The sequence below is a fragment of the Nocardia sp. NPDC049190 genome, from assembly GCF_040648115.1.
GTDB lineage: Bacteria > Actinomycetota > Actinomycetes > Mycobacteriales > Mycobacteriaceae > Nocardia.
Genome location: NZ_JBEZDE010000059.1, coordinates 1 through 26,092 on the forward strand (window position 1 = coordinate 1; position 26,092 = coordinate 26,092).

A 26,092-nucleotide genomic window follows, 5' to 3' on the forward strand; every position below is an offset into this window, starting at 1 on the left:
AATCCCTCGCCGACTACCTCGCCAAAATCAACCCGACAACACCCCCAAACTAATCAACAACTTACTTGCCTGATTTCAGGCGCGACACACTAGGTGGAACTCGGCGTGGCTTCGAACGAGATCCTGGATTCCGATGAGAAGGTCGACGCCTACTTCCTCGATTAGCGAGAGAGGCCACAGCCGACGTGGCGACCTATGGCGGCGGAGTAAGTCATCGAACGCCCCCTTCGAGAACAACGGCCTTTGGACAGACCGGCTACGTCATGGGCCACACCAAGGACTTCACACCCGGTCAATCCGGCGACACCACCGTCACGAAATCCTCCCACGTCACCACAAGCAACGACAACGAGTTCGGCAGCAGACCGACCCTGTCCGTCATCATCGACTGGGGCCCGCACCAACCATCCGTAACGACCTCTGCGGCAACACACTCGCCCCGACTTGCACGATTGTCCAGCTTTTGTGGAACCTGCTGGAAATCTTGGGCGTAGGAGTGACGACGTCCGATGAGACTCTTGCCGCTCGGGTCGCGCCGGTCGATGCGAAGGTGTGCACTCGTGGCGAGCGGTTCGAATTTCGTTCGCTGAGGCCGACCAGTCCGAGCGGCTAGTCATCCTGCATTCGGCATGAGCGCGCACTGCGTTGGCTAGAGCCAGCGGCTACGACGACCACCGTCCAGAGCCCTTCATCAGGAACCCCGAGCGATCCGGATGCGATACAGACCCGGCCCTCCCCGAAATAGGCAGCCCCCCAATGACTGCCCGCTCGACGATCGAGATGCCATGCGACAGCAATCATCTCGTCACCGCTGTTGGATGACTTGGCCAGAATTCGACATGACCGGTCGGCGAAACGTTCGGCGGCGAATTCTTGGGGTTTTTTGGTACAGGGTCCAATCACTGGACCAAACGAATAATGCCCCTGACCATAATTCCTGGTCAGGGGCCTATTCTTGCTCCCCCATCTGGACTCGAACCAGAAACCTGCCGATTAACAGTCGGCTGCTCTGCCAATTGAGCTATAGGGGACTATCCTGACCCATCCGCTACCGGGCGGGCCGAGGAGAAACTCTAGCGTATAGCTGGGCGCGAGCCCAAATCGCGTCGCTACCTGCTGACTTGTCCGGAATTACAGTGGTGTCATGTGCGGCCATCCGGATCGACAGGCGCGCGGGGCGTCGGGCAGGATGGTAGCCGCGAACACGCGACTGGGAGGAGCACATCGAGATGCTGCGGTTGATCATCGGCGTGGCGGCCGGGTATGTACTCGGCAGCAAGGCCGGTCGGGCTCGATACGAACAGATCAGCGCTGCGCGCCGCGCGCTGACGGAGAGCCCGGTGACCCGCAAGCTCGTGCTCATCGGTAGACAGAAGCTCGCGGACAAACTCAGCACCCGGCCGCGACTGGAGCCGATGGAGCCGCTCGATGAGCGGACCACCGTCTTGGTGCCACATGACCAGCTGCGCCGGTAAGACGCAACTGCGGGCGGGTGCCCCATCCGGGATGGCGGCTGTCGGCGTCAGGCGCCGGTGGCGAAGTCGTCGTGACTGCCCATCGCCTGGGTGAGCAGGCTCTTGCGGTACTGCTCCAACGCGACCAGGTCGCCGAACAGGGCGAAGTAGGCCTCGGGCTGCTCGGTCGAGGACACCCGCTGCAATTTGGACTTGAGCTCCGCGATCTGGCGGCCTACCCACGCCTCTTGGGTGCGGGCCAGCACACCGGAGACGAAGCGTGGGATGTCGCGTTCGGATTTCACCGGCAACGGCTCGTTGGCCAACTCCGACAGCATCGCGCGCACGGTCAGGTCGTCGGTGCGGTCCGCGACGGCGTTGACCCACTCGGCGCCGCCCAGCCCGGCTGCCGTCCCGCCCGCTTCGGCGATCAGCGTGCGCACCACCGTGTAGGCGGGATGGGTGAACGCTTCCGGCTCGAGCGCGTCGAAGACCACACCGGCCATCGCCGGGTACTGCAGCGCGGCGGCCAGCACCTGGCGTTGTGGCAGCAGCGTGGGATCGTTCGGATTCGGCCGTGCCGCAGGATGTTCGGCGACCACCTCGCGCCGCGGCGGCACGGACGCACGGTTCGCTCCGGGGCGGCTTCCGCCGTTGCGGTTGCGCTTGGCCTCCTCGCCGACCCGGCGCACGACGGTCTGGATGTCGTCCCAGCCGACCCAGCCCGCCAGCTTGGTGGCATAGGCCTTGCGCAGCGCGTTGTCCTTGATCTGCGCGACCACGGGCACGGCGCGACGCAGCGCCTCCACCTGCCCCTCGGCGGTGTCCAAGTTGTGGTCGGCCAGTAGTCCTCGAATCACGAACTCGTACAACGGGGTTCGGCGAGCGACCAGATCGCGTACGGCGCCGTCACCGGAGTGCTGGCGCAGTTCGCACGGATCCTGGCCGTCCGGCGCGATCGCGATGTAGGTCTGGCCGGCCAGTTTCTGGTCGCCCGCGAAGGCTTTCAGCGCCGCCGCCTGGCCCGCCGCGTCACCGTCGAAGGTGTAGATGATCTCACCGCGCCAGAAGTTGTCGTCCATCAACAGGCGGCGCAGCAGTGACAGGTGCTCGTCGCCGAAGGCGGTGCCGCAGGAGGCGACGGCGGTTTTCACACCGGCCAGGTGCATCGCCATCACGTCGGTGTAGCCCTCCACCACAACGGCCTGGTGTCCCTTGGCGATCTCACGCTTGGCGTGGTCGAGACCGAAGAGCACCTGAGACTTCTTGTACAGCACCGTTTCCGGGGTGTTGATGTATTTTCCCGGCATGGTGTCGTCGTCGAAGAGCTTGCGGGCGCCGAACCCGATGACGTCGCCGCCGAGATTGCGGATCGGCCACAACAGACGACGGTGGAAGCGGTCGATCGGACCGCGCTGACCTTGCCGCGACAGCCCGGCGGCCTCCAACTCCTTGAAGTCGAAGCCCTTCCGCAGCAGATGCTTGGTCAGCACGTCCCACCCGGCGGGGGCGTAGCCGCAGCCGAACTGCTGGGCCGCGGCCGCGTCGAAATTGCGTTCGGTGAGGTAGTTGCGCGCCGCCTCGGCGCCCGGTTCGCGCAGCTGGGACATGTAGAACTCGTGCGCGGCCGCGTTCGCCGCGACCAGGCGCGAGCGAGTGCCCCGGTCGCGCTGCACCGAGGTGCCGCCGCCCTCGTAGTTGATCTGGTAGCCGACCCGATCGGCCATCTGCTCGACTGCCTCGACGAAGCCGACATGCTCGATCTTCTGCAGGAAGGCGAACACGTCGCCGCCCTCGCCGCAGCCGAAGCAGTGGAACAGGCCGTGGTTGGGTCGCACATGGAAGGACGGCGATTTCTCGTCGTGGAACGGGCACAGGCCCTTCATGGAGTCCGCGCCGGCGCGTTTGAGCGCGACGTACTCCCCCACCACGTCTTCGATCCGGACGCGGTCGCGTATCGCCGCGATGTCGCGATCAGGGAGTCGTCCGGCCACGGCAGTGAGTCTAGGCGAAACCTGGCGGCGACTCGCCCGGTGGCTGGTCACGCCGGGCCCGGGCGAGTTATGTGCTCAACCGCGCGGCGACCCGCTCCAGGCGGCTCTCGGTGTAGGAGGCTATCTGGTCGACGATGACACGGACGCGGGCGGTGTCATCGGTGGCGGCGGCCCAGAAGGGCAGCAGCAACGGGTCGAGGCCATGCGGGGCGGTGGCCAGCAGTCGCTCGGCCACCGTGAGAATGCGGTCGCGCTGGTCGGCCTGGCGCAGCTTGTGCGCCGGGTCGGACATCACGTAACGCAACGCGGCCGTTTTCAGCAGCGCGACCTCGGCGGCGACGATGGTCGGCACCTCCAGCTCGGCGTCGTAGCGCGACAGCGGCCGCTGGCCGGCGACCTGCCTGGTCGCCAGGATCGCGGCGGTGGCGAAGCGGCCGACGAGTTCGCTGGTCAGGCGCTTCAACGCGACCGAAGCGGCGAACGTGCCGTCGTAGCCGGCGGCCGCCGCGACCACGGGTAGCTCCGAAAGTCGTTGTGCGGCGGCGATCAGGTCGTCGGCCGACACGGAATGCTGGAAGTGGCCGAGTGCCGCCAGCGCGTCCTGTTCGACGGGGTCGGCGAGGGCGCGCAGGTCGATACGTCCCGCGAGCACACCGTCCTCGACATCGTGCACCGAGTAGGCGACGTCGTCGGACCAATCCATGATCTGGCATTCCAGGCTGCGCTGTCGGTCGGGCGCGCCCTTGCGTATCCATTCCAGCCGCTCGGCGTCGACCTCGTATGCCCCGAACTTCGTGCCGGAACCTGTTCTGCCCCAGGGATATTTCAGTGTCGCGTCGAGAGCGGCGCGGGTGAGATTGAGTCCGGCGCTGGCGCCGTCGGCCTCGAGCACTTTGGGTTCGAGGCGGGTGAGGATGCGGAGGTTCTGGGCGTTGCCCTCGAAACCGCCGTGGGCGTCGGCGAAGGCGTCCAGCGCCTGTTCACCGTTGTGGCCGTAGGGCGGGTGACCGATGTCGTGGGCTAGGCCGGCCAGATCGACCAGGTCGGGGTCGCAGCCGAGGCCGTCGGCGATGCTGCGGCCGATCTGGGCGACCTCGAGGGAGTGGGTGAGCCGGGTACGCGGGGTGTCCCCCTCGCGTGGACCCATGACCTGGGTCTTGTCGGCCAGTCTGCGCAGCGCGGCGGAGTGCAGGACCCGGGCGCGGTCACGGGCGAACTCGGTGCGGTGGCCGGCCTCGAATTCACTGCGCGGCGGGCCGAGGCCCGCGGTCTTGGCGCCCTCGACGACGAGGCGTTCGCTGTCGTGTGCGGTGTAGTGCTCGCCCATCGCGTCTCACTGTCCCGCCGTGTAGGTGAAGTCCGCCGAGAAGTGGGCGAGCTGGTACCACAGCAACGCGCCGGTCTCCCTGGCGATTCCGTGCGCCTGCGATTCGCGGGTGTAGACGGCGGGACCGGTTCTGGTCGGCGCGGTCCACGCGGCGAGACCCTCGTCGCGGGCCATGGTGCGGGTGCGCAGCGAATGCCACGGATCACTGACCAGCACCGCCGAGGACATCCCGCGCGCACGCATCGCGGTCGCGACCGCCTCGACGCTGCGCAAAGTGTCGGACCCGGTCTCCACCGCGAGGATCTTGTCGCCGGGCACTCCGCGCGATTGCAGATAGTTCTTGCCCGAAGCCGCCTCGGTGAACAGATCGCCTTCCTGTTTGCCGCCCACGGTGATCACCCGTGGCGCGACACCGGCCCGGAACAACTTGTAGGCCTGATCGAGTCGCGCCTCGAACACCGTGGACGGGGTCCCGGAGTACTGCGCGGCGCCCAGCACGACGATCGCGTCGGCGTTCGTGTAATCGTCGACCCGCGCGACCTGCCAGACCCGGAAGGCGGTCCCGCCGACCAGCACCGCCCCTATCACCACCGATCCGGCCATCAGTCGCCAAGTCCAACGCAGCAACCTCGCTCCGAAACCTAACGGCTGGGCGCGGCCGGGACCCACAACAGCTCTGGTGCGCGTTGTTGGCGAATTCACTCCCCAAGTCTGCCAGTAGCGGCCCCCGCCCCGGCGAGCTCGGCACCCGAACTCGCCACGCGGCGCCCTACCAGCGCCGAGTGCGCCACTCCGGCAGGTTCGGGCGTTCGGTACCGAGTGTGGTGTCAGCGCCGTGGCCTGGATAAACGACGGTGTCGTCGGGGTAGCGTTTGAAGAGTTTGGTGGTCACATCGGCGAACAAGGAGTCGAAATCCTCGGGTGAGGTAGTACGTCCGACACCGCCCGGGAACAGCGAGTCGCCGGTGAACAGGTGGGTGCGGCCGGCACCGTCGGTGAGGGCGAGGGTGACCGAGCCCGGGGTGTGGCCGCGCAGGTGGATGACGTCGAAGACCAGATCGCCGATCGTGAGGGTGTCGCCGTCGGCGAGGAGGCGGTCCGGGCGGACCGGCAGCGGATCGGCGTCCAGTGTGTGGGCGGCGGTGCGAGCGCCGGTGGCGGCGGTCGTCTCGGTCAGCGCGAGCCAGTGGTCGCGGTGCTGATGGGTGGTGACGATCAACTGGACTTGCCCGGGCGCTTCCTGCGCGACCAAGGCCGCGATGCGGTCCGCCTCGTTCGCGGCGTCGATGAGCAGAGTGGCGCCGGTGTGCGCGCACTGCACCAGGTAGCAGTTGTTGTCCATGCCGCCGACCGACATCTTGATGATGCGCGCGCCGGGGACCTCACGTTGCTGCGGGTTCGCGCCCGGGGACACGCGACCGGTGTAGGGGCGTTCGATGATCATCACGGAGCGATGCTAACCAGTTAGATTCTTGCCATGCCATTGCCGCTGTCGCACGGCCACGCCCGCTGGACTGTCCGGCTCGCGATCACCGTCCTGCTCACCGGTACTGCATTGGTCGGCGCGACGGCGGTCGCGGCGGCGGAACCGCCACTGCGGATGGACACCTACGTGGAGGATCGGGCCGATGCACTCGGCGCGGACCAGCTCGCCCGAGTGCGCACGTCGGTGGACCAGTTCTACGCCGACCAGCAGGTGCGGCTGTGGGTGGTCTACGTGCGCGACTTCGAGGGGCTCCCCCCGGAGACCTGGACGGGGCGTACCGCCTCGATGTCCGGGTTCGGCGCACATGACCTGCTGCTCGCGGTCGCCACCGAGGACCGCAGTTACTCGATCGAGGGCCAGCTGCCGCGCGGTGTCAGCGACTCCGAACTCGACAACCTGCTGACTCGCCGGGTCGAGCCCGCGCTGCGGGACGGGCGCTGGGCCGACGCCGGGATCGCGGCAGCCGACGGCCTGGATTCTGCGATGCGCGGGGGCGGAGTGAGCGGTCGCCTCCTGCTGATCATCGGTCTGGTGATCGCGTCGGTGGTCGGCGGTCTGATGCTCTACTCGCGTAAGCGGCGCCGGGACCGGGCGAAGGCCGAACTCGCGACCGCGCGACAGCTGGACCCGGAGAACGCGACGGCACTGGCGGCGCTGCCGCTGGCGGCGCTGCACGCGCGGTCGCGCGAGGTGCTGGTGGAGATCGATAACGCGGTCCGCACCAGCCACGAGGAACTCGAACTGGCCACCGGCGAGTTCGGCGCCACCGCGACCACTCCGTTCACCGTCGCGCTCGACCGGGCGAAAGCCGCGGCCGCCAAGGCATTCTCGATTCGGCAGCGACTCGACGACGAGATCCCGGAAACACTGGAGGAGCAGCGCTCGCTGCTGGTCGATCTGATCGGCACGGTCGGGCGCGCCGATCGTGAACTCGACGCGCAGGTCGCCGAATTCGACGCCCTGCGCAATCTGCTGATCAATGCCCCGGATCGACTGGATGGGCTGACCAGGGATCTCATCGATCTCACCGGCCGCGTCCCCGCCTCGGAGGCAGAACTGACCCGACTCACCGCCGCCCAGCCCGCCAGCGTCCTCGCGCCGATCCACGACAATGTGGCGATGGCTCATGAGCGAATCGCGTTCGCGGAACAGAACATCGACGCGGGACGCTCCGCGCTCACCCGCCCGGTCGGCGAACAGGGCGGCGCGGTCGCCGCGATCCGGGCCGCCGAGTCGGCGATCGGCCAGGCCCGGACCTTGCTCGACGCGGTCGACAACGCGGCGATCACCATCCAGCAATCGCGCGACGGATTACCCGCGGTGCTCGACGAGCTGCGCCGCGACATCGCCTCCGCCACCGAGCTTTCCGCCTTCGGCGGAACCGAATTGGCCGCCGCCACCGCCGCGGCACGCGCCGCCCTGGACAAGGCGACCGCCACGGCGGACACCGACCCGCTGACCGCCTTCCACGACTCGATCACCGCCGACGGCGACCTGGACCGCGCGCTCGCCGCGGCCACCGACCGAAAACTCGCCGCCGAGGATTTGCGGCGCAGGCTCGACCGTGCGCTGAGCGATGCCCGCTCCCGGGTGGGTGCGGCCGCCGACTACATCACCACCCGGCGCGGCGGCATCGACGCCGAGGCGCGCACCCGGCTGTCGGAAGCGCAGCGCCATCTCGATGATGCGCAGCGACTGAGCGCGAGCGATCCGACGCGGGCGCTCACCCACGCGCACGCGGCGGCGGATCTCGGCGGGCGCGCTGTGCGAGCGGCACAGGCGAGCGTGCGCGCGTGGGAACGCAGCCAGGCGCCGTCCGGCAGCGCGCAGGCAGGGGCGGTACTCGGCGGCATTCTGATCGAGGGGATGTTGCGGGGAGCGACGACCGGCTCCCGACGCTCCGGGTCGGGCGGTTGGGGCGCGGGCTCCTATGGCGGTTCGACCGGCTCCCGGCGGATCAGCCGCGGCGGACGGTTCTGACCACGGCTCACCGACAAGGGTGCTTCTCGCGCGTCGAATACGGTCGGCACTTCGTTTTGATCATCTACGAGCGGAGCGTACGCAGTCGTGCCACGCTCGTATGTCATGCACTTCGAGACCACCATCGATATCGATGCGAGCCCCGAAACGGTCTGGCGGATCCTCGTGGATATCGAAACCTGGCCGGAATGGACCGAATCCATACGCAGTGTGCGAAGGCTGGACAGCGGCGAGTTCACCATCGGCAGCCGGGCCGAGGTCCGCCAGCCTCGGCTGCTCACGGCCATCTGGACAGTCACGGAACTGATCCCGGGCAGAAGCTTCACCTGGCGTGCGACAAGTCCCGGTGTCACCACTACCGCCGGCCATGAGCTGATCGATCGGGCCGATTCGGTCACCGTCCGCCTCGTCATCGACCAGACGGGATCGCTCGGATGGCTGTTCGGGTGGGCCACCGCGCACCTCACCCGTCGCTACCTCGAGTGGGAATCTCACGGCTTGAAGCAGCGCGCCGAATCCGGATGAGGGTGTCGTTGAAGACGGTGTCACCAGAGACACGAGGTTCTGACACCCCGCATGCCGGAGGTTGGTGTCGCAGGTTACGACGGCTTCCGACCTCCGGCAACGCCCACATCGCAGGGGTTCTCGGCGGTCAGTCACGGGCAGGTCGCCGCTGCCACCGGACAGAATGCGCGGTCAGCGGCATGAGCGGATGTTCGCCGCGGTCGGCATTGCGATTCCCGCTCGATTCGACGTAGGCGCCGAGGCTGAACAGCGGCGATCTATCGTCAATCCGTGAGCACTACCTCTCTGAACCAGGAACCCGACCGTGGCGTGGCCCGGGACCGACGTCGAGAGGAGTTGCGGGAGTTTCTGCGTAGTCGACGCGAGCGGTTGGCCCCTTCGGCAGTGGGGCTGCCCGAAGCCGGGCGACGACGCACACCCGGGTTGCGGCGCGAGGAAGTCGCGGTATTGGCGGGGGTGGGTGTGTCTTGGTACACGTGGCTCGAGCAAGGCCGCGATATCAAGGTGTCCGACGACGTGCTCGACGCGGTCGCGCGTGCGTTGCTACTGGACGACATCGAACGCTTTCACCTATACCGGTTGGCGGGCCTGAATCCGCCGCAACAGCGGGCAGCGCCGTCGATTCCGGCATCACCGCAGATGCGGCGGCTGCTCGACACCTGGGCTCCGCGGCCGGGCTACATCCGGGCCCGGCACTGGAACTTCACCGCGGTCAACGATGCGGCGCGGGTTGTGTTCGGCTATGGCGATACCGACCACAACTGCCTGACGTCGTTCTTCACCAACACGCGGTTGCGGGTCTTGCACCAACAGTGGAATGAGATCGCCCCGGCGGTGGCCGCCGGGTTCCGCGCCGACGCCGCCCGCTATCCCGACGATCCCGAGTTCGACCGCATCGCAGGGGATCTGGCACAGGTCAGCCCGGAATTCGCCGAGCTGTGGGCGCGTCACGACGCGGCCGAGCATTCGACCGCGGTCAAGGCCGTCGACCACCCTGATGTCGGGGTGATGGTGTTCGAAGCGACCCTGTTCCCGTTGCCTGACCATCCCGGACATCACCTCATCCTGCACAACCCGGTCCCCGGCACCGAGACCAGTGAACGGTTGGCGCGATTGCTGCGCTCCCAGCCTGGTGGTGGCACACCCCCCATGAACTGACACTGCCTATCGGTGTGCAGGGACCGCAGGATTGGTGCCATGAGTAGCACCCTGCGCATGAAGGCAGTCACCATCCCCGAGTTCGGCCCCGCCGAGGTGCTGCGGGAGGCCGCCGTGAACATCCCCGAGCCCGGGCCGGGTCAAATCGCCATCGATGTGGCCTTCGCCGGTGCAAACTTCGCCGAGATCCTGTACCGGCAAGGCGTGGTCGACGTCCCGCTGCCGTTTGTGCCCGGCATCGAGATCTCCGGCCACGTCCGCGCGGTGGGAGCCGAGGTGGCGGGACTGACTGTCGGTCAGCCGGTGGCCGCCTTGACCATCGTCGACAGTGGCGGGTACGCCGAGGTGGCGGTCACCGCCGCGGACCTGGTCGCTCCGATCGATGAGCGGTCGTTGAGCCTGGCCACGGCCGCGGCGTTGCCGTCCAACAGCACCACCGCTTTCCTGGTCCTCGACCGCGTCGCCCGCATCGAACCCGGCGAGAGTGTGCTGGTACATGCCGCCGCAGGAGGAGTCGGCAGCCAGCTCGGCCAAGCGGCCCGACTGTTGGGCGCGGGTCGCGTGGTCGGCACTGTGGGCACCCTCGAGAAGGTCGCGACCGCCACCGGGTTCGGCTACGACGAGGTGATCCTGCGCGACCAGCTCGCCGACGCGGGCGAGTTCGACATCGTGGTCGACATGATCGGTGGACCGACGCGCCGCGCCAGCCTGGACCGGCTCGCTCCGATGGGTCGCATGGTGGTGATGGGCAACGCTTCCGGCGCCGAGGACGTCGGGATGTCGGCCAACGAACTATGGTTCAGCAACAAGACGGTCTCCGGGTTCAACCTGGCGGCCTTCTCCGCCGCCTGTCCCGCCGATGCGGGAACCGCACTGCGTCGCGCGGTCGCCGCCGCCACCAACGGAGACCTCCGGATCCAGGTCGAGACGCTGCCTCTGCACCAGGCGATCGAGGCGCACCGTCGCATCGAGTCCGGCTCCACCACAGGCAAATTGGTGCTCGAGGTCACGCCTGTCTGATCCGGACACACCGGTCGTCAGGTCCCGCTGACACGGCCCTGTAGCCGACAGCAGGAGCGAGACACAGCATTCCCTCGACTCCGCCTACGTCACGCGGGGCATCGCGAGTCGCGTCAGCAGACGCCGACTCTCGACAACGCGGTCAACTCCGCACGTACCGCCGCGAGTAGGCCCTGGGCGTGCGCGCTGCTCCCGAGCATGCCGACGGTCAGTTCGGCCGCGAACGTGTAGACCAAGAAGGTGACCGCGGCGGAGGCGCCCGCGGACGGCCGAGGGTGTGCGGAGACGTAGACGATCTCGTAGTCGGTCAGCTCGATCGCGGCGGGAGTGCGGAACGCGGGAACGATGCCGGTATTGGTCACCGCGATATGACCGGCCAATGAGTGGATTCGGGTCGCGCCATAGAAATCCGGGAAATGCAGGACGGACTGGTGCACGACGCCCTCGGACAAGTCGCGGGCCAGCCGACCGGAAATGCGCCGCGCGAGTTCGATGAGATCAGTCGCGGAATCGACCTCGGCGGCGAACGAAGCCACCCCGGCCATATTCGTGCCCGCCGCCGCGGCGACGGGTGGATCGAGCCGCGTGCGCAGGTTCACCGGATACAGACACCCCAACGGCAGCGCGCCTCGCGCGGTCTCGGTCGCGTACGCACGCAGCAGCGCGGCGGTGACGAGGCCGTTCACCGTGACACCCGGCCGACCGCCGAGCTCGACGATCCGCGCGGTGGCAGCCCGACCCAGCCGCACCCGAAGCGGGCGCGCGAGCGTCCTCGACGCGGGCTCGGCATCGTCGGCGCGAACAGCTCGTTCCTGCGTGCACAACGGACGGGTCACGTCCTCGAAGCCGGACGCAGCGGACCTGGTGATCCCGCGCGTTGTGACATACCACTCGAGTGGCTTCGGATAGTCCTGTGGCACAACCGATATCGGCGACCCCTCAACGATGTCGGTGTAGAAATCCCAGAGTCGGGACAACAGTGCCACGCAGTGCCCGGCGTCGGCGATGCCGTGGTGGGCGAACATCGTGACGCGCCAGCGGTCCGCACCGGAGGCGACCACATCCAGATAGGCCAGCTGCGCGGCGGGGTCCACCGCGGGTACGCCGACGCCGTCCACGTCACCCTGACGCACCGACGCCCGGCTCCACGTCCGCTCGTCGGGATCGAGCAGATAGCCCTGTCCCGCACCATCTTCCACGATGCGGCAGCCCACCACCGGGTACGCGCGCCGCAGCGTATCGAAGGCCGCCCCGAGCGCCGTGGGGTCGAGCGCTCCCCGCACCGAGATCGATCGGCCCGTGTAGGTGCCGTGCCGTACGAACCGCTGCTCCGACGGCGCCAGAGCGCGCAGCACGCCATCCCTTTCCCGCAACACCTCGCAAGCGTGCGGTAACTCGGACGCGGGTGCAAACCCAGCACGTAGGCGGATACGGAAGACTGCCGGTATGAGTCTCGCGGCACACCTGGAGGAGATCGGCCGGCCCCTGGTCGAGGAACAGCTCACCCATCCCACCGTGGCGGGCATCGCTGACGGCACCCTGCCCGAACCGGTCTTCCGATCCTGGCTGGAGCAGGACTATCTGTTCCTGCTGGACTACGTCCGGGTATTCGCCCGCCTCGCCTGGCAGGCGCCCGCGGACCACCTCGGCGACCTGGTCGACCTGGCGCACGCCACCTACCACGACGAGCTCGCGCTGCACCGCTCGCTGGCCGCCGAGTTCGGCGCCGACCTCGACGGCGCGCGGAAAGGCGCGCCGTGCGCCGCGTATACGACGTTCCTCCTCGACTCGGCCGCTTCTTACAGCGAGGGCCTTGCCGCGCTCTATCCGTGCATGTGGGGATATTCGACACTCGGCGCACAGCTCGTCCGGAATCCGCCCGCGGACCCGCGCTACCGCCGCTGGGTGGAGACCTACGCCGATCCCGGCTTCGCCGAACTCACCCGCCGCTGCGCGCAGATGATCGATGAGGCGGGCGCCGATTCGGCGCGGGCGGAACAACTGTTCCGGGAAGGGATGCGGCACGAACTCGCATTCTGGGACGTTCCGCACTGAGTCGCTTGCCGGGCGCCACCCGGTCGGTGCGAGCCCGGCGCGCCGGACGCACCGGGCTCCGGCCACCGGGTCAGGCCGGTGACCCGTGTGTTCAGGGATGCAGCACGATCTTGCCCCGGGTGTGGTGGCGCTCGAGTTCGCGATACGCGTCCTGCACCCGGTCGAGCGGATAGACCGCGGCGATCGGCACCTGGATGGCGCCCGCGGCGGCTTGGTCGGCGAGTTCGGCGAGGACGTCGATGGTGGCCGCCTCCGCATTCCCTTCACCTTTGACGCCGTACTTCTGCACAGCGTCGAAGTTGATGATGGTGTCGATGCGCTCTACCGGGACGCCGAGTTCCATGGCGATGTCCACGTAATCGCCGCCGAAGGTGTCGATAAACGCGTCCAGACCGCCCGGGGCCGCGGCACGCAACGCGTCGATCAAGTTGTCGCCGTAGGCGACCGGGATCACGCCTACCGAGCGCAGCCACTCGTGGTTGGCCTCGCCGGCGATGCCGATGACCTCCGCGCCCCTGGCGCGCAGCAGCTGCACAGTGATCGAACCGACTCCGCCGGCCGCGCCGGACACCGCGACGGTATCGCCTTCCTCGGCGCCAACGGCGCGCACAGCCGCGAAAGCCGTCGTGCCCACGACATACAACGCCCCGGCGACATCCCAGTCCAGACCGGCCGGCTTGGGCGTCACCTGATCGGCGGGCACCAGCACGTGGGTGGCATGGCTGGTCCGGCCTTCGGTGTAGCCGAGCACCTCGTCACCGACCCGCACTCCGCCGACCCCGTCGCCGACCGCCGCGATTCGGCCCGCGAAATCGCTCCCCTCTCCGGACGGGAACGTCGTCGGCCAGCGATCGTGCAGCATACCGCTGCGAATCAACGCCTCACCCGGATTGATCCCCGCCGCGACGACCTCGACGAGCACCTGCCCCGGACCCGCCTTCGGCGTCGGCACCTCGACGACCTTCAACTCGTCGATCCCGCCGTAGCGGTCGAACATCACTGCTGTCGCCATACGTAGCTCCTCACCTCGGGGTGATCTACGGCATGTCGAGCGCCAGCGGCGCCGTCAGACCGGATATTTCCACCCGCCACCGACCGAAACCTGTCGGTTTTCGCCCGCCACCACCGTGCTGGTCCCGCCCCCGACCGACCGCACCGCGCCCCGGCAGCGCACGTCCAGGCCTCTGAACGAGTTCGTGGTCCGGCAACCGGTGAGTTTGCCCCGGCGAATCCGGTCTACCTCTACAAAGCACTGTCCCCCGGACGTCACATCAGGAAGGCAGCCCATGAATCGTCCAGCCGTGGCATCACGCGAAGACTGGCTGACCGCGCGCACGCGACTGCTCGCCGAGGAAAAGGCGATGACCCATCGGATGGACGAGCTGACCGAGCGGCGCCGTGCCCTGCCGATGGTTTTGGTCGACAAGGACTACGTTTTCGAAGGCCGCACGGGCAAGGCCACCCTCGCCGACCTGTTCGACGGCCGCCGTCAGCTGATCGTCTACCACATGATGTGGCGTTGGGATCTGGACGCGGGCTGCCCGAGCTGCGCGCTGCTGCTCGACAACATCGGTCATCTCGCCCATCTGCACGCGCAGGACACCACGTTCGCGGCCGTGTCCCGTGGACCGTGGGAAACCCTGGACCGATACCGCGAACGGATGGGCTGGACCTTCCCGATGTACTCGTCGTTCGGCAGCGACTTCAACTACGACTTCCACGCCACCCTGGACGAAGCCATCGCCCCGGTGGAGTACAACTACCGCACCAAAGCCGAACTGGAGGCCGCGGGTCTCACCTGGCACAGCGACGGCGAGCAGCCCGGCACCAGCGTTTTCTGGCGGGATGACGACGACACGGTGTTCCACACCTACTCCTGCTATGGCCGCGGCGGCGACATCCTGATCGGCACACACCACTACCTCGACCTCACTCCGCTCGGCAGGCAGCAGCACATCGGCGAAGCCGTCCACCACGACAGCTACGGCGCCGCTGAATCGCACTGCCACTGACCGTTCGGAGCGCGCGACGGACCTGCTGGACCTCCGCTGGCACCGTGGGCGAGGAACACGTGCGGGCGTCCGACGCCGATCGGGAGAAGATGGTCGACCAACTGCGTCACGCGATGAACGAAGGTCGGCTGTCGCTGGACGAATTCGACGATCGGGTGCGACAGGTGTACGCCGCCAAGACCTATGGCGAGCTGACGCCGCTGCTGTCCGACCTTCCCGCGCAACGGGATTCGCGACCGGCGCGTGCTGGCGGGCTCGTTCCGCACTGGGTGACGATCATGTGGACTCCCTGGGTCTTCGTCAACGTGTTGTGCGTCGCCATCTATCTCGCGACCGGCGCCGGCTACTTCTGGCCGTTCTGGGTGGCGGTGCCGTGGGGACTCGCGCTGCTCATTCCGACCACGATCGGTATCTCGGCGCGCAAGAACGGTGCTTGACCGAGCAAGAACACTCCACGTCTCGGCGACAAAGCCACGGTCGCCGCGACCTCTCCCATCGAGAGTGTCGCGGCGACCGAGTGAACCGGTTTATCCGGCTGCGGAGCGTTGTCCGGTCGGTCAGGCGCCGATCAGGTGCTGCGCCAGGTACCCCTCGACCTTGTCCAGTGCGATGCGCTCCTGGGTCATCGAGTCGCGTTCGCGGATGGTCACCGCCTGATCCTCGAGCGTCTCGAAGTCGACGGTGATGCAGAACGGGGTGCCGATCTCGTCCTGGCGTCGGTAGCGACGGCCGATCGCGCCCGCGTCGTCGAATTCGACGTTCCAGTTCCTGCGCAGTTGCGCGGCAAGGTCTTTCGCCTTCGGCGTCAGATCGGCGTTGCGGGAGAGCGGAAGCACCGCCGCCTTCACCGGGGCGAGCCGGCGATCCAGGCGCAGCACGGTGCGGGTGTCCACACCGCCCTTGGCGTTCGGCGCTTCGTCCTCGGCGTACGCGTCGACCAGAAAGGCCATCAACGAACGAGTCAGACCCGCTGCCGGTTCGATGACATACGGGATGTAGCGCTCGTTGGTGGTCTGGTCGAAGAAGCTCAGTTCGGTGCCGGAGTGCTCGGAGTGCGTCTTGAGGTCGAAATCGGTGCGGTTGGCGACGCCCTCCAGCTCACCCCACTCGTTGCCCTGGAAGCCGAAGCGGTACTCGATGTCGGTGGTGCCGGCCGAGTAGTGCGAGAGCTTGTCCTTCGGGTGCACGAACAAACGCAGGTTCTCGGGGGTGATGCCGAGGTCGGTGTACCAGGAGAACCGGGTCTCGATCCAGTACTTGTGCCACTGCTCGTCCTCGCCCGGTTTGACGAAGAACTCCATCTCCATCTGCTCGAACTCACGGGTGCGGAAGATGAAGTTGCCCGGGGTGATCTCGTTGCGGAAGCTCTTGCCGATCTGCGCGATACCGAACGGCGGCTTCTTACGGGCGGTGGTCATCACGTTCGCGAAGTTCACGAAGATGCCCTGGGCGGTTTCCGGGCGCAGGTAGTGCAAGCCCTCCTCGGATTCGATCGGCCCGAGGTAGGTCTTGAGCATCATGTTGAAGTCGCGCGGCTCGGTCCAGCGGCCGACGGTGCCGCAGTTCGGGCAGGCCAGCAGCTCCATCGAGACCGTGTCCGGGTCGTCGATCTTGTTCTTCAGCGCGTACGCCTCCTGCAGGTGGTCCTGCCGGAAGCGGTGGTGGCAGTTCAGGCATTCGACCAGCGGATCGTTGAACACGCCGACGTGGCCGGAGGCCACCCACACCTGGCGCGGCAGGATCACCGACGAGTCGAGGCCGACGATATCGTCGCGGCTGGTGACCATCGCGCGCCACCATTGCTTCTTGATGTTCTCCTTGAGTTCGACACCCAGCGGACCGTAGTCCCATGCCGACTTGGTGCCTCCGTAGATCTCACCGCTCGGGTACACCAGACCCCGGCGCTTGGCGAGGTTGGCAACGGTGTCCACCTTCGACTTGGGTGCCACTCGAGAATTCTCCATCCACTACGAGTCGGATTGTCGTGTCGAAACGACACTATTGTGTTGGCGCAACACTGCGATGATGCCCAGCCTATCGGCACTCCCCAGGCAGGTCTTAATCGCACGCCTCGGCGTGGCCATTTGACATGCGCACCTATGCATATGCAAAATGGTAATGCTTTCCATTAAGGAGTTGGTGACATGACCGCCGAGACCGCCGCTGCGCCACCGCACAACCCGTACCGGTCCCCCGCCCCCGCGCCGGTTCCCGCGCGAACCGTGCTGGAAGACGCGGGTGAGCTGTTACGCGCGCTGGCCGCTCCGGTCCGGATCGCGATCGTGCTGCAGTTGCGCGAGTCGCCGCGCTGCGTACACGAATTGGTCGACGCGCTCGGCGTCACCCAGCCACTGGTCAGCCAACATCTGCGTATCCTCAAAGCCGCCGGCGTCGTGCACGGCGAGCGGTCGGGTCGCGAAGTCCTCTACGAACTCGTCGACGACCACCTGGCGCACATTGTCGTCGACGCCGTCGCACACGCCGAGGAAGGGTGATTCGTGCCAGACAACACGGCCGCTCCGCAGAAACCGGTCGGCATCCGCAGCACCAGACAGCGCAGCGCCATCGCCGCCCTGCTCGGTGATATCGACGAGTTCCGCTCGGCCCAGGAGCTGCACGACGAACTGCGCAAACGTGGCGAAGGCATCGGCCTCACCACCGTCTACCGGACCCTACAGTCGCTGGCCGACGCCGGCCTGGTGGACGTGCTGCGCACCGACTCCGGTGAATCCGTCTACCGGCAGTGCTCGACCGGCCACCATCACCACCTGGTCTGCCGGCACTGCGGTCGCACCGTCGAGGTGGAGGGTCCGACGGTCGAGGCATGGGCCGCGGCGATCGCGAGCGAGCACGGCTTCACCGACATCAGCCACACCCTGGAGGTGTTCGGCACCTGCACGTCGTGCGTGCCGGCGATACAACGGAACGGCTGATCGGCGGGTCTCCCGAGCGGTTCGGTCGACCGGCGCCGAGACAACGAGGAGCGCCGACCAGGCCGAGCTCGAGTCCCGTGTCGCACGACCGCGCCAGGCTGGACGACGCGGAGCCGTCCGCGCCGTACGGTCCGATCGCAAGGCGGCGACAGCCCGTTCTCGGAGGCGGCGCGTCATCGTGGCGCGCGAACGACCCGGCACGCCATGGCCGGGTCGTTCGCAGACGCGGGTTGCGGTCGCCTTCCGTATCGATTTCGTGCCGACAGAAAGCCGCCCCGACGAGGAAGACCGTCCCGTTGCCCCACCGACCGACCTCAGCCCCGGTGACGGACTCAGCCCACCGGAATCGGCTCCCGTGTCGGTAACTGCGCCTCGGCGGTTCGAGCGCGCAGCGCGCCGACACCGAGCAGCACGAGCGCGGCAGCGGCCCAGACCAGCAACACCACGAGCGGTCCGGCGGCAGCGGCGCCGTCGAAGAACGCGACCGAGCGCAACAACGAGGCAGCCGCGCCCGGCGGCAGCAACTGGCCGATGGCCCCCCACGGCTGCGGCAAGAGTTCCGGCGCCGAGGTCGCCGCCGAGAACGGGTTGCCGACCAGTAGCAGGATGAGTGCGGCGATACCGATACCCGCGCGGCCGATGACGGTGGCGAGCCCGACGACCGCGCCCGCCACCGCGAACGAGACCAGCCCGGCCACCGCGGCGAGTACCGGATAGGAGCCGGGCACCACCGCCATCCAGCCCTGAATGATCGCCATGCTCAGCAGACCGCCCGCGAGGCCGAAGGTCACCAGTCCCAGCACCTTGCCACCGATCGCCGGGATGAACAGCGCGAGCAGCACGCCCGCCGCGATACCGGACATCACCAGCGGCAGCACCATGGCGCCGAACGCGGTTCCGCGCGGATCGTCCGAGTCGGCGGCCACCACATCCTCCACCCGGGCGGCCGGAGCGCCGGAGAGCTGCTGCCCGATCTGGGTGAGCTGTTGCGCGACAGCCGGACTCGCGCCGGAGGCGACCAGCAGACGCGGCGGCCCTTCGCCGGTGACGATCGCGCCGTAGACCTCCCGGTCCGCGATCGCGGCGCGAGCGGAGGCCTCGTCGGCCGGCGTGGAGAGCTGGAAAGCGCCCGGACTGCGCGCGGTGAGCAGGTCGGCGACCAGCCCCGCTTTCGGGCCGGTGACGGCCAGCGGGAGGTCGCGCGGTGCGATATTGGCGGCGGGCCAGGCGAAGGCGATCAGCATCAGCGCTTGGAGCAGGGCGGCGCCGAGGCCGAGGGCGAGCGTCCGCGGGATGGTGTTCATGGCCTTCTCCCCTAAAACGAATGAACGTTCCTTTTCGATGACTTCACCGTGGCACGCGGCCACCAGGTTGTCAAGAACGGATATTCGTTTTACTTTGGGACCATGCCCCGAGTCAGTGCCGAACACCTGGAACGCCGCAGGCAGCAGATCCTGGATGCCGCGCGGCTGTGCTTCGCGCGCAAGGGCTTCTTCGAGACCTCGATGCAGGACGTGTTCGCGGAATCCGGGCTGTCGGCCGGCGCGGTCTATCGATACTTCAAGAGCAAGGACGAACTGATCACCGCGTTGGCCGCCCAGACGACCGTGCGACTGCGCACGGTGATGAGCGAGGCGATCCATCGCGATCAGTTGCCGACGCCCGCCGACCTGATCACCACGATCGCCGAGGAGGTCGTGCGGCACAGTGGCCCGGATGGCCCGGTTCGGCTGGCGCCGCAAGCTTGGGCGCTCGCCCTGGTCCGACCCGAGGCGGGTGCGGTGGTCCGGGAGACGGTTTCCGCGATGCGCGCGTTGTGGGTGACCTACGCCGAGCGCATGCGAGCCCTGGGGTGGCTACCGGAGGACGCCGACACCGATGCCGTGGCCAAGGCGATCATCGGGCTGCTGCCCGGCTTCATCCTCCAGCACCTCCTCCTCGGCGACACCACCCCCGAGATGCTGGCACGCGGGGTTCGGACGTTGCTCCCCTACGGAGAGACCGAGTCCACCACCAGCGAAGTCGGCTGAGCCGAACAGATCCTTGCGACGCCACGGGGCAGGTCGAATGCTTCGACCTCGCTCCGTGGCTCACCGGACGGCTGGCGTGCCGTCAGGGCAGCAAACCGTGCCTTGCCCGGCCTGCGTTGGACAGTACGAGCAGGAGCATCGTGGTCAGCGCCTGGTCCTCCAGCCCCGCCGCCGGGAAGGTGTACCGGAGGATGACGTCGGCGAGTTTGCCGTGCCCGATCACAGTGAGCGAGCCGAACTGCAGGGCATTGTTGCGCTCGGCGACCCGCTTGTGCAGCTGCGGCTCGAGCGGGCGATCCCAGGCCAGCACGCAGGTGAGGGTCAGCACGTCCAAGCCGGGTGCGAGATTCACCGCGCGTAGCGAGCACAGCGCCCCGTCGTATTGGAACCCGAGGGACCCATCGGATTCGACTCGGACATCGATGTCATAGTGCGACAGACAGGCTCCGGCCCGCGCCTGTAGCTCTCGGTCCGGGGTCACCGCTGCGTCCATGTCCGTGCCACCGTTCACTTGGTGCCGCCGAAACGGCGGTCACGCGAAGCGTACTGGAGACATGCCTCCCACAGGTTGCGCCGGTCGAAATCGGGGAAAAGCGTGTCCTGGTAGACGTATTCGGCGTACGCCGACTGCCAGATGAGGAAGTTGGAACTGCGGAACTCGCCGGAAGGGCGCAGGAACAGATCCACGTCGGGCATGTCCGGCTCGTCCAGATACTTCGCCACCGTCGCTTCGGTGACTCGCTCCGGATCGATCTCGCCCGCCGCTACCCGGCGCGCGATCTCCCTTGCCGCATCTGCGATTTCGGCGCGACCGCCGTAGTTGACGCACATGGTCAGGGTCATCACCGTGTTGTTCTTGGTGAGTTGCTCGGCGGTCTCCAGTTCATTGATCACGCTGCGCCACAGGCGCGGTCGGCGTCCGGCCCAGCGCACCCGCACGCCCATCTCGTGCATCTCGTCTCGGCGGCGACGGATCACGTCGCGGTTGAAGCCCATGAGGAAGCGCACCTCTTCGGGGCTGCGGCGCCAGTTCTCCGTGGAGAAGGCGTAGGCCGACAACCACTTCACCCCGATCTCGATGCAGCCCTCGACCGTGTCCATCAGCACCGCCTCGCCACGTTCGTGTCCGGCAGTGCGCGGCAGCCCGCGCTCCTGGGCCCAACGCCCGTTGCCGTCCATCACCAGCGCGACATGGTTGGGCACCAGCTCCGGCGGCACCTGCGGCGGCCGAGCTCCCGACGGATGCGGCGTAGGCGGACGGACGTCGCCTGCGGTGCTCGGCCTGGTCGCGGTGGAAGAGTCTCGGCGGAGGATCACGGCCTCCATCCTGCCTGATCGCCGCAGCACGCTGTAGAGCCGAGTGCTTCCTGATGAATTCCGGGTTCGGCGTCGGCAACAGTGACCTATTCTTTCCCTTACTGTGACGCTGGGGAGGGGATTCTCGCACGTGACCGACTTACCAGGCACCGGGACTGCAGCCGGTTTCCGCGCCACTCGCGAATTACTCGGGCTCCCGGTTCCCTGGTGCGCACGACTCTTCGAGGTCGCCGAGCGCACGGTCGAGCGGTGGGAGAAGGGCGCCTTCCAGATTCCCGACGCCGCGGCACGCGAGCTCGCCTCGATCGCCGAAGAGACCGAGCAAGTGGTGGAGGCCATGATAGAGGCCATCGACGCGGGTGAGATCTCTGCGCGCCTGCACACCTACCGAACCAACGACGACTACTGCAAACACGAGCCGGACACCCGCTACCCAGCCACCTGGCACCGCGCGGTGTGCGCCCGTGTCATGGTCGAGCTGCCCCAGGTAGAGCTTCAATTCGTGGAGTAACCGCAGCCGACCGCTCGATCAGCGGCAGCGTACGCAACTGACGCTCCAGATGCCACTGCAGATGTGCCGCGACCAGGCCACTCGCTTGTCTGCGCACCGTATCCGGCACCGTCTCGACGCACGCCCACTCGCCGCGCCGCAGGGCGATCAGCACATCGAGCACACCGGGGGAAGGCGTCACCGCGCCCGGCGGGCGGCAGTGCACACACACCGCGCCACCGGCTGCGACGTGAAAGGCTCGATGTGGACCAGGTGTCGCGCACTTGGCGCATTCGTCCAGCGCGGGCGCCCACCCCGCGAACCCCATGGCGCGCAGCAGGAACGCGTCCAGAATCATCTCGTGCGGGCGTTGCTTGGCCGCGATGGCGCGCAACGCGCTCGCGGTCAGTGCGTGCAACCGGGGCGCGGGAGCGCGTTCCTCACCTGCCAGCCGCTCGGCGGTTTCCAGCACGGCACACGCGGTGGTGTACCGCCCATAGTCGTCGATGATGTCGGCCGCGAATGCCTCCATCGTGTGCACCTGGGTGACGGTGTCGAGCGTGCGCCCCGGATGAAGTTGCACGTCGATATAGGAGAATGGCTCCAGCCGAGCCCCGAACCTCGATTTGGTTCGCCGCACACCCTTGGCGACCGCCCGCACCAGACCGTACTGCCGGGTGAGCAGCGTGACGATACGATCCGCCTCGCCGAGCTTGTGCTGGCGCACCACCACAGCCTCATCCCGATACAAACGCACGTCGCCATCCTCCCACGCGCGTCCGACCGCCCCGAGCAGACGCGGCCACCCGCCGCGGCGTACCACCCGTGCCCGCCCGTCGCCCCGCTTTTGTCGCGCCAGGCGACGAGGCGATGCCGGCGGTTCTCGACCGGTCGCGACCGCAATCGCGCTGCTTCAGTCGGCGGTACGCAGGAGTCCGGAAATCAACAGCAGCACCGACTGCTGAGTCTGCGCACGGGTGGTGTCCGGGTCGGTGGCGTGCGCGACGATCAAGGCGGCCTCGCTGATCAGGCTGATGACGAGTTGGGCGAGCACCGGGACCGGAGCGTCGGCGATCAGCCCGGCGGCTCGGGCGCGCTCGAGCTGGGTGGTGATCAGGCCGAGGCCGTGGGCCGTTTCGAACTCCCGCCACGCCTGCCAGCCGAGCACGGCGGGTGCGTCGGTGAGCCCGATCCGCAGCATCGCCGGCCGCTGGCAGATCTCCAGGAAGACACCGAGTCCGACGGACATTCCGACCATCACGTCGTCGGAATCCACCGAGGCGATCGCCTTTTCGATCTCCGCGGTGGCCTCGACCTCGATCTGCTCGAGCACGACGCGAAACAGTCCACGTTTGTCGCCGTAGTGGTGGTGCAGCGCGCCGCGGGTGACCCCGGCCGCGGTGACCAATTCTTCGGCCGAGGTCGCCGCGAAGCCGCGCTCGGTGAACAAGCGGCGTCCGGCCTGTTCGAGCGCAGCCCTGGTGGCGCGGGAGCGGTCTTCCTGGCTACGGCGTGGCATGCAGCCGAGTGAACTCCAGGATCGATTCGGTGAGCAACTCGGGTTGATCTTCCGGAAGGAAGGTGTAGGAGTCATCGATCAGCCGCACGGTGGCGTTCGGCAGGTCGCGGGCCAGACGCTCGGCGAACGAGACCGGGAACACGCGGTCGTCGCGGGCCCAGGCCAGCAGCACAGGGAGGTCGATCTCGCCGAAGCGCTTCGCGGCATCCAGCGTGTAGCGGGGGTGTACGGAAGCCAAGAAGCGGCGCAGGTCTTTTCGGATCGCGGCGGAGTTTCGGCTCGGCAGGAGATACGAGTCGATGATCTCGGGTGGCACCGGCCGTTTGGCAACCCAGCCGAAGGCCAACGGGAGGCGGTGCAGCGCCCGGATACGCATTGTGTCGGTCAACAGACGGATCGACCCGGGGATCTTCGCCAACGGCGGCAGCACCGAGAACGGCCGTGGAAAGAAGCCCTCGTAGCTGTCGACCGAGGCGAGCACGACACGGCCGATCCTGGACCGGTCCCGGGTCAGCAGGACTTGGGTGATCGCGCCACCGGTGTCATTGGCGACCAGGGTCACGTCGGTGAGGTCGAGCCGCTGGAGGAACGCGGCGATCAGGTCGGCGACGCTGACCGGGGTCAGGTCCGCGTTCGGGACCGGGATCTGGTGCGCGCCGAGCGGCAGGTCCGGTGCCAGACACCGGTAGCCCGCGGCGGCCACCGCGGGTACCACCTTGCGCCACAGGTCGGCGTTGACGAGCAGGCCGTGCACGAAGACGACCGGAGCACCCGACCCGGTCTCGTGATACCGGATCCGACCGCCGGGCAAGTCCACCTCACGGGCGGGACCGAGTGCTGCGCTGGTTGCCATGGGTACCTCCTGGTCGTTGCGATTCCGCACCACTGTTACATACATACGGTATGTATGTCTAGATCCAGAAGGACTCCCCCCCGTCGACATGGACACATGACCAAGTGAGCGCTAGGTTTTCAGCGAAGCGGGTTCTACCGAAGCGCGATGAGATGGAGCGCATATGACGCTGTCCGATCCGGCCCGGCTTCCGCCCGACACGCGAGAACTCGGTGTGGCCGAACTGGCGGCCGCCATAGCGCGGGGGGCGATCACCTCGACCGCGGCCGTGGCCGGCGCCCTCGACCGGATCGAGGCGGCGCAGCCCACGCTCAACGCTTTTCGGGTCGTGCGCCGCGAGCGGGCACTGGCCGAAGCGGTCGACGCCGACCGGCGTGTGGCCTCGGGTGAACGGCTCCCGCTGCTCGGCGTGCCCATCGCGGTGAAGGACGACACCGATATCGCCGACGAGCAGACCGCGTTCGGCTGCGGCGGCACCTTCGCGCCGAAAACCGCAGACGCCGAATCGGTTCGGCGGCTGCGCGCGGCGGGCGCGGTGATCGTCGGCAAGACCAACACCTACGAACTCGGGCAGTGGCCGTTCACCAGCGCCACATCGTTCGGCCATACCCGCAACCCGTGGGACCACACCAGGACGCCGGGCGGTTCGTCCGGCGGCTCGTCGGCAGCCGTCGCCGCCGGATTGGTACCCGCAGCACTCGGTTCCGACGGGGCCGGGTCCATTCGGATCCCGGCCGGGCGTGGACGAACCTGGTCGGCATCAAGCCTCAGCGTGGCCGGATTTCCACCTGGCCGGAGGCCGAGGCGTTCTACGGGCTCACCGTGCACGGGCCGTTGGCGCGCACCGTCGCGGACGCGGCGCTGCTGCTGGACTCCGCCGCCGGGCCACACGCCGGTGACCGGCACACGCCCGCGCCGATCACCGCCTCGGACGCCGTCGGCCGCGATCCTGGGCGGCTGCGGATCGCGCTGTCGCTGCGCATCCCGTTCACGGCCACCAGGACCGCACTGGACCCGGAGGTCGAGCGAGCGGTGCGGCACACCGCCGCCACGCTGCGCACACTCGGGCATTCGGTGACGGTGGCCGACCTGCATTACGGCATCCTGATCGGCGCTTGCTTCCTGCCGCGCTCGATGGTCGGCCTCGGTCGGGTGTACGACCGAATACCCGGCGCCGAGGTAGACCCGAGAACCACCGCCAACATTCGGTTCGGCCGTGCGCTCCGCGGCCCCGCGCTCGCCGCGGCGCGGCGCGCGGAACCCTTGCTGCACAAGCGGATCGGACACTTTTTCCGGGACTACGATCTGATCCTCGCGCCGACCACCGCGACACCACCGCCCGTCGCCGAGGCGATCGACGGCATCGGCGCGATGGCCACCAACAACCTGATCACCGCGGCGTGTCCCTACACCTGGCCGTGGAACGTACTCGGCTGGCCGAGCGTCAACGTACCCGCGGGCTTCACCGACTCCGGTCTACCCGTAGGCGCCCAGCTGATGGGCGCGGCCGATTCCGAATCACTTTTGATCGCCGTAGCCGCCCAACTCGAATCCGAACTCGAGTGGCAACGCCACCGCCCCACCCCCTGGTGGTAACGCGATCCGACTTGCTCACCACACCGCCGCTCGATTCGGTAGTGCCGCCACTGCCCGACACCCCTCGGACAAGCATCCGTTGCCGACGGCCCTCGTCATCCGATTTCGCCACGCAGCTGCCGCGCCGAAACCCGGAGAATCGACGGCCCGAGCCCAGCGAGGCGGCGTGCCGAACCGGCTCACTGCGGATATCCGTCGAGTTCGACCACGCTGTTGCGGCTAGTCGGCAACCAGCGTGGCGGGCATGCAGCGGTAGGCGTGCAGGTTCCGCAGGTGGTGCGGGATCGGCGGGCCGTCCAGGCGCAGATCCGGGTATCGCTCGAAGAGGGCGCGTAGCGCGATG

25 protein-coding genes, 1 tRNA gene and 1 pseudogene are annotated in these 26,092 nt (G+C 67.9%); 13 read left to right on the forward strand and 14 right to left on the reverse strand.

All coding sequences use genetic code 11. The features are described from left to right. Positions 1 to 958: 958 nt before the first annotated feature. A tRNA-Asn gene (locus tag AB0B25_RS29660) sits at positions 959 to 1,031 on the reverse strand. Positions 1,032 to 1,229: 198 nt separating this feature from the next. Here AB0B25_RS29660 and AB0B25_RS29665 point away from each other — a divergent pair. Then, positions 1,230 to 1,475, forward strand: coding sequence for a hypothetical protein (locus tag AB0B25_RS29665; RefSeq protein ID WP_357080798.1), 246 nt, complete (start codon positions 1,230 to 1,232; stop codon positions 1,473 to 1,475). Positions 1,476 to 1,522: 47 nt separating this feature from the next. On the opposite strand, the gene dnaG is transcribed toward AB0B25_RS29665, so the two are convergent. From dnaG to AB0B25_RS29685, 4 genes are all read right to left on the reverse strand, one after another. Further along, positions 1,523 to 3,448 (reverse strand): DNA primase, encoded by a 1,926-nt coding sequence (dnaG, locus tag AB0B25_RS29670; protein WP_357186410.1) that lies wholly within the window; start codon positions 3,446 to 3,448, stop codon positions 1,523 to 1,525. Between the two features lie 67 nt (positions 3,449 to 3,515). Next, the gene (locus tag AB0B25_RS29675) at positions 3,516 to 4,775 is read right to left on the reverse strand and encodes a deoxyguanosinetriphosphate triphosphohydrolase (RefSeq protein ID WP_357186413.1); all 1,260 of its coding nucleotides are present in this window, start codon (positions 4,773 to 4,775) and stop codon (positions 3,516 to 3,518) included. A gap of 6 nt (positions 4,776 to 4,781) precedes the next feature. Next, positions 4,782 to 5,378, reverse strand: coding sequence for a YdcF family protein (locus AB0B25_RS29680; RefSeq protein WP_357186466.1), 597 nt, complete (start codon positions 5,376 to 5,378; stop codon positions 4,782 to 4,784). 166 nt (positions 5,379 to 5,544) lie between these two features. After that, positions 5,545 to 6,219: an MBL fold metallo-hydrolase gene (locus AB0B25_RS29685; RefSeq protein ID WP_357186469.1), complete on the reverse strand. Its 675-nt coding sequence runs from the start codon at positions 6,217 to 6,219 to the stop codon at positions 5,545 to 5,547. Positions 6,220 to 6,252: 33 nt separating this feature from the next. Here AB0B25_RS29685 and AB0B25_RS29690 point away from each other — a divergent pair, with 33 nt between their 5' ends. The 4 genes from AB0B25_RS29690 (at position 6,253) to AB0B25_RS29705 (ending at position 10,944) form a co-directional block, all read left to right on the forward strand. Then, positions 6,253 to 8,241 carry a TPM domain-containing protein gene (locus AB0B25_RS29690; RefSeq protein ID WP_357186415.1) on the forward strand — a complete coding sequence of 663 codons (1,989 nt, stop codon included), beginning with the start codon at positions 6,253 to 6,255 and terminating at the stop codon, positions 8,239 to 8,241. An 87-nt stretch (positions 8,242 to 8,328) separates the two neighbouring features. Further along, positions 8,329 to 8,766 carry an SRPBCC family protein gene (locus AB0B25_RS29695; RefSeq protein ID WP_357186418.1) on the forward strand — a complete coding sequence of 146 codons (438 nt, stop codon included), beginning with the start codon at positions 8,329 to 8,331 and terminating at the stop codon, positions 8,764 to 8,766. 270 nt (positions 8,767 to 9,036) lie between these two features. Next, a complete protein-coding gene (locus tag AB0B25_RS29700) occupies positions 9,037 to 9,924 on the forward strand; it encodes a helix-turn-helix transcriptional regulator (protein ID WP_357186421.1) in 888 nt (295 codons plus the stop codon). 39 nt (positions 9,925 to 9,963) lie between these two features. Next, entirely contained in the window at positions 9,964 to 10,944 is a 981-nt protein-coding gene (locus AB0B25_RS29705) for a zinc-binding dehydrogenase (protein ID WP_357186424.1), read from the forward strand. Between the two features lie 113 nt (positions 10,945 to 11,057). Here the strand turns inward: AB0B25_RS29705 and AB0B25_RS29710 are convergent, their stop codons facing one another. Beyond that, positions 11,058 to 12,320 carry an acyltransferase gene (locus tag AB0B25_RS29710; RefSeq protein ID WP_357186427.1) on the reverse strand — a complete coding sequence of 421 codons (1,263 nt, stop codon included), beginning with the start codon at positions 12,318 to 12,320 and terminating at the stop codon, positions 11,058 to 11,060. Positions 12,321 to 12,390: 70 nt separating this feature from the next. On the opposite strand from AB0B25_RS29710, the gene AB0B25_RS29715 reads away from it, so the two are divergent. Further along, on the forward strand, positions 12,391 to 12,999 hold the full coding sequence (locus tag AB0B25_RS29715; protein WP_357186429.1) for a transcriptional regulator: 609 nt from the start codon (positions 12,391 to 12,393) through the stop codon (positions 12,997 to 12,999). 91 nt (positions 13,000 to 13,090) lie between these two features. Here the strand turns inward: AB0B25_RS29715 and AB0B25_RS29720 are convergent, their stop codons facing one another. Continuing rightward, positions 13,091 to 14,011 carry an NADP-dependent oxidoreductase gene (locus AB0B25_RS29720; protein WP_357186432.1) on the reverse strand — a complete coding sequence of 307 codons (921 nt, stop codon included), beginning with the start codon at positions 14,009 to 14,011 and terminating at the stop codon, positions 13,091 to 13,093. Between the two features lie 274 nt (positions 14,012 to 14,285). On the opposite strand from AB0B25_RS29720, the gene AB0B25_RS29725 reads away from it, so the two are divergent. Then, on the forward strand, positions 14,286 to 15,011 hold the full coding sequence (locus AB0B25_RS29725) for a DUF899 domain-containing protein (protein WP_357186435.1): 726 nt from the start codon (positions 14,286 to 14,288) through the stop codon (positions 15,009 to 15,011). A gap of 44 nt (positions 15,012 to 15,055) precedes the next feature. Then, positions 15,056 to 15,448, forward strand: a complete 393-nt coding sequence (locus AB0B25_RS29730; RefSeq protein WP_357186438.1) for a DUF1707 domain-containing protein — start codon at positions 15,056 to 15,058, stop codon at positions 15,446 to 15,448. 120 nt (positions 15,449 to 15,568) lie between these two features. On the opposite strand, the gene AB0B25_RS29735 is transcribed toward AB0B25_RS29730, so the two are convergent. Beyond that, a complete protein-coding gene (locus tag AB0B25_RS29735; protein WP_357080760.1) occupies positions 15,569 to 16,960 on the reverse strand; it encodes a glycine--tRNA ligase in 1,392 nt (463 codons plus the stop codon). A 195-nt stretch (positions 16,961 to 17,155) separates the two neighbouring features. Here AB0B25_RS29735 and AB0B25_RS29740 point away from each other — a divergent pair, with 195 nt between their 5' ends. Next, on the forward strand, positions 17,156 to 17,506 hold the full coding sequence (locus AB0B25_RS29740; RefSeq protein ID WP_357186440.1) for a metalloregulator ArsR/SmtB family transcription factor: 351 nt from the start codon (positions 17,156 to 17,158) through the stop codon (positions 17,504 to 17,506). Positions 17,507 to 17,509: 3 nt separating this feature from the next. Then, the gene (locus AB0B25_RS29745) at positions 17,510 to 17,944 is read left to right on the forward strand and encodes a Fur family transcriptional regulator (RefSeq protein WP_357186443.1); all 435 of its coding nucleotides are present in this window, start codon (positions 17,510 to 17,512) and stop codon (positions 17,942 to 17,944) included. A gap of 332 nt (positions 17,945 to 18,276) precedes the next feature. Here AB0B25_RS29745 and AB0B25_RS29750 read toward each other — a convergent pair whose 3' ends face one another. After that, positions 18,277 to 19,248 carry a hypothetical protein gene (locus AB0B25_RS29750; protein WP_357186446.1) on the reverse strand — a complete coding sequence of 324 codons (972 nt, stop codon included), beginning with the start codon at positions 19,246 to 19,248 and terminating at the stop codon, positions 18,277 to 18,279. Between the two features lie 102 nt (positions 19,249 to 19,350). On the opposite strand from AB0B25_RS29750, the gene AB0B25_RS29755 reads away from it, so the two are divergent. Then, complete coding sequence (locus AB0B25_RS29755) at positions 19,351 to 19,974, forward strand: TetR/AcrR family transcriptional regulator (protein WP_357186449.1); 624 nt, start codon at positions 19,351 to 19,353, stop codon at positions 19,972 to 19,974. 82 nt (positions 19,975 to 20,056) lie between these two features. Here the strand turns inward: AB0B25_RS29755 and AB0B25_RS29760 are convergent, their stop codons facing one another. Beyond that, entirely contained in the window at positions 20,057 to 20,467 is a 411-nt protein-coding gene (locus tag AB0B25_RS29760) for a hypothetical protein (RefSeq protein WP_357186452.1), read from the reverse strand. 14 nt (positions 20,468 to 20,481) lie between these two features. Further along, on the reverse strand, positions 20,482 to 21,300 hold the full coding sequence (locus AB0B25_RS29765) for an isoprenyl transferase (protein ID WP_357186472.1): 819 nt from the start codon (positions 21,298 to 21,300) through the stop codon (positions 20,482 to 20,484). 121 nt (positions 21,301 to 21,421) lie between these two features. Here AB0B25_RS29765 and AB0B25_RS29770 point away from each other — a divergent pair, with 121 nt between their 5' ends. Beyond that, the gene (locus AB0B25_RS29770) at positions 21,422 to 21,802 is read left to right on the forward strand and encodes a DUF1870 family protein (protein ID WP_357186454.1); all 381 of its coding nucleotides are present in this window, start codon (positions 21,422 to 21,424) and stop codon (positions 21,800 to 21,802) included. Here the strand turns inward: AB0B25_RS29770 and recO are convergent. The 3 genes from recO to AB0B25_RS29785 form a co-directional block, all read right to left on the reverse strand. Next, entirely contained in the window at positions 21,759 to 22,538 is a 780-nt protein-coding gene (gene recO / locus AB0B25_RS29775; RefSeq protein ID WP_357186457.1) for a DNA repair protein RecO, read from the reverse strand. The two genes, AB0B25_RS29770 and recO, sit on opposite strands and share 44 nt — an antisense overlap. Before the next feature lie 156 nt (positions 22,539 to 22,694). Then, positions 22,695 to 23,300: a TetR/AcrR family transcriptional regulator gene (locus AB0B25_RS29780; protein WP_357186460.1), complete on the reverse strand. Its 606-nt coding sequence runs from the start codon at positions 23,298 to 23,300 to the stop codon at positions 22,695 to 22,697. Continuing rightward, the gene (locus AB0B25_RS29785; RefSeq protein WP_357186463.1) at positions 23,287 to 24,153 is read right to left on the reverse strand and encodes an alpha/beta hydrolase; all 867 of its coding nucleotides are present in this window, start codon (positions 24,151 to 24,153) and stop codon (positions 23,287 to 23,289) included. Before AB0B25_RS29785 ends, AB0B25_RS29780 begins: the two co-directional genes overlap by 14 nt. A gap of 163 nt (positions 24,154 to 24,316) precedes the next feature. Here AB0B25_RS29785 and AB0B25_RS29790 point away from each other — a divergent pair. Continuing rightward, positions 24,317 to 25,749, forward strand: a pseudogene (locus tag AB0B25_RS29790) (amidase). Positions 25,750 to 26,092: the final 343 nt, after the last annotated feature.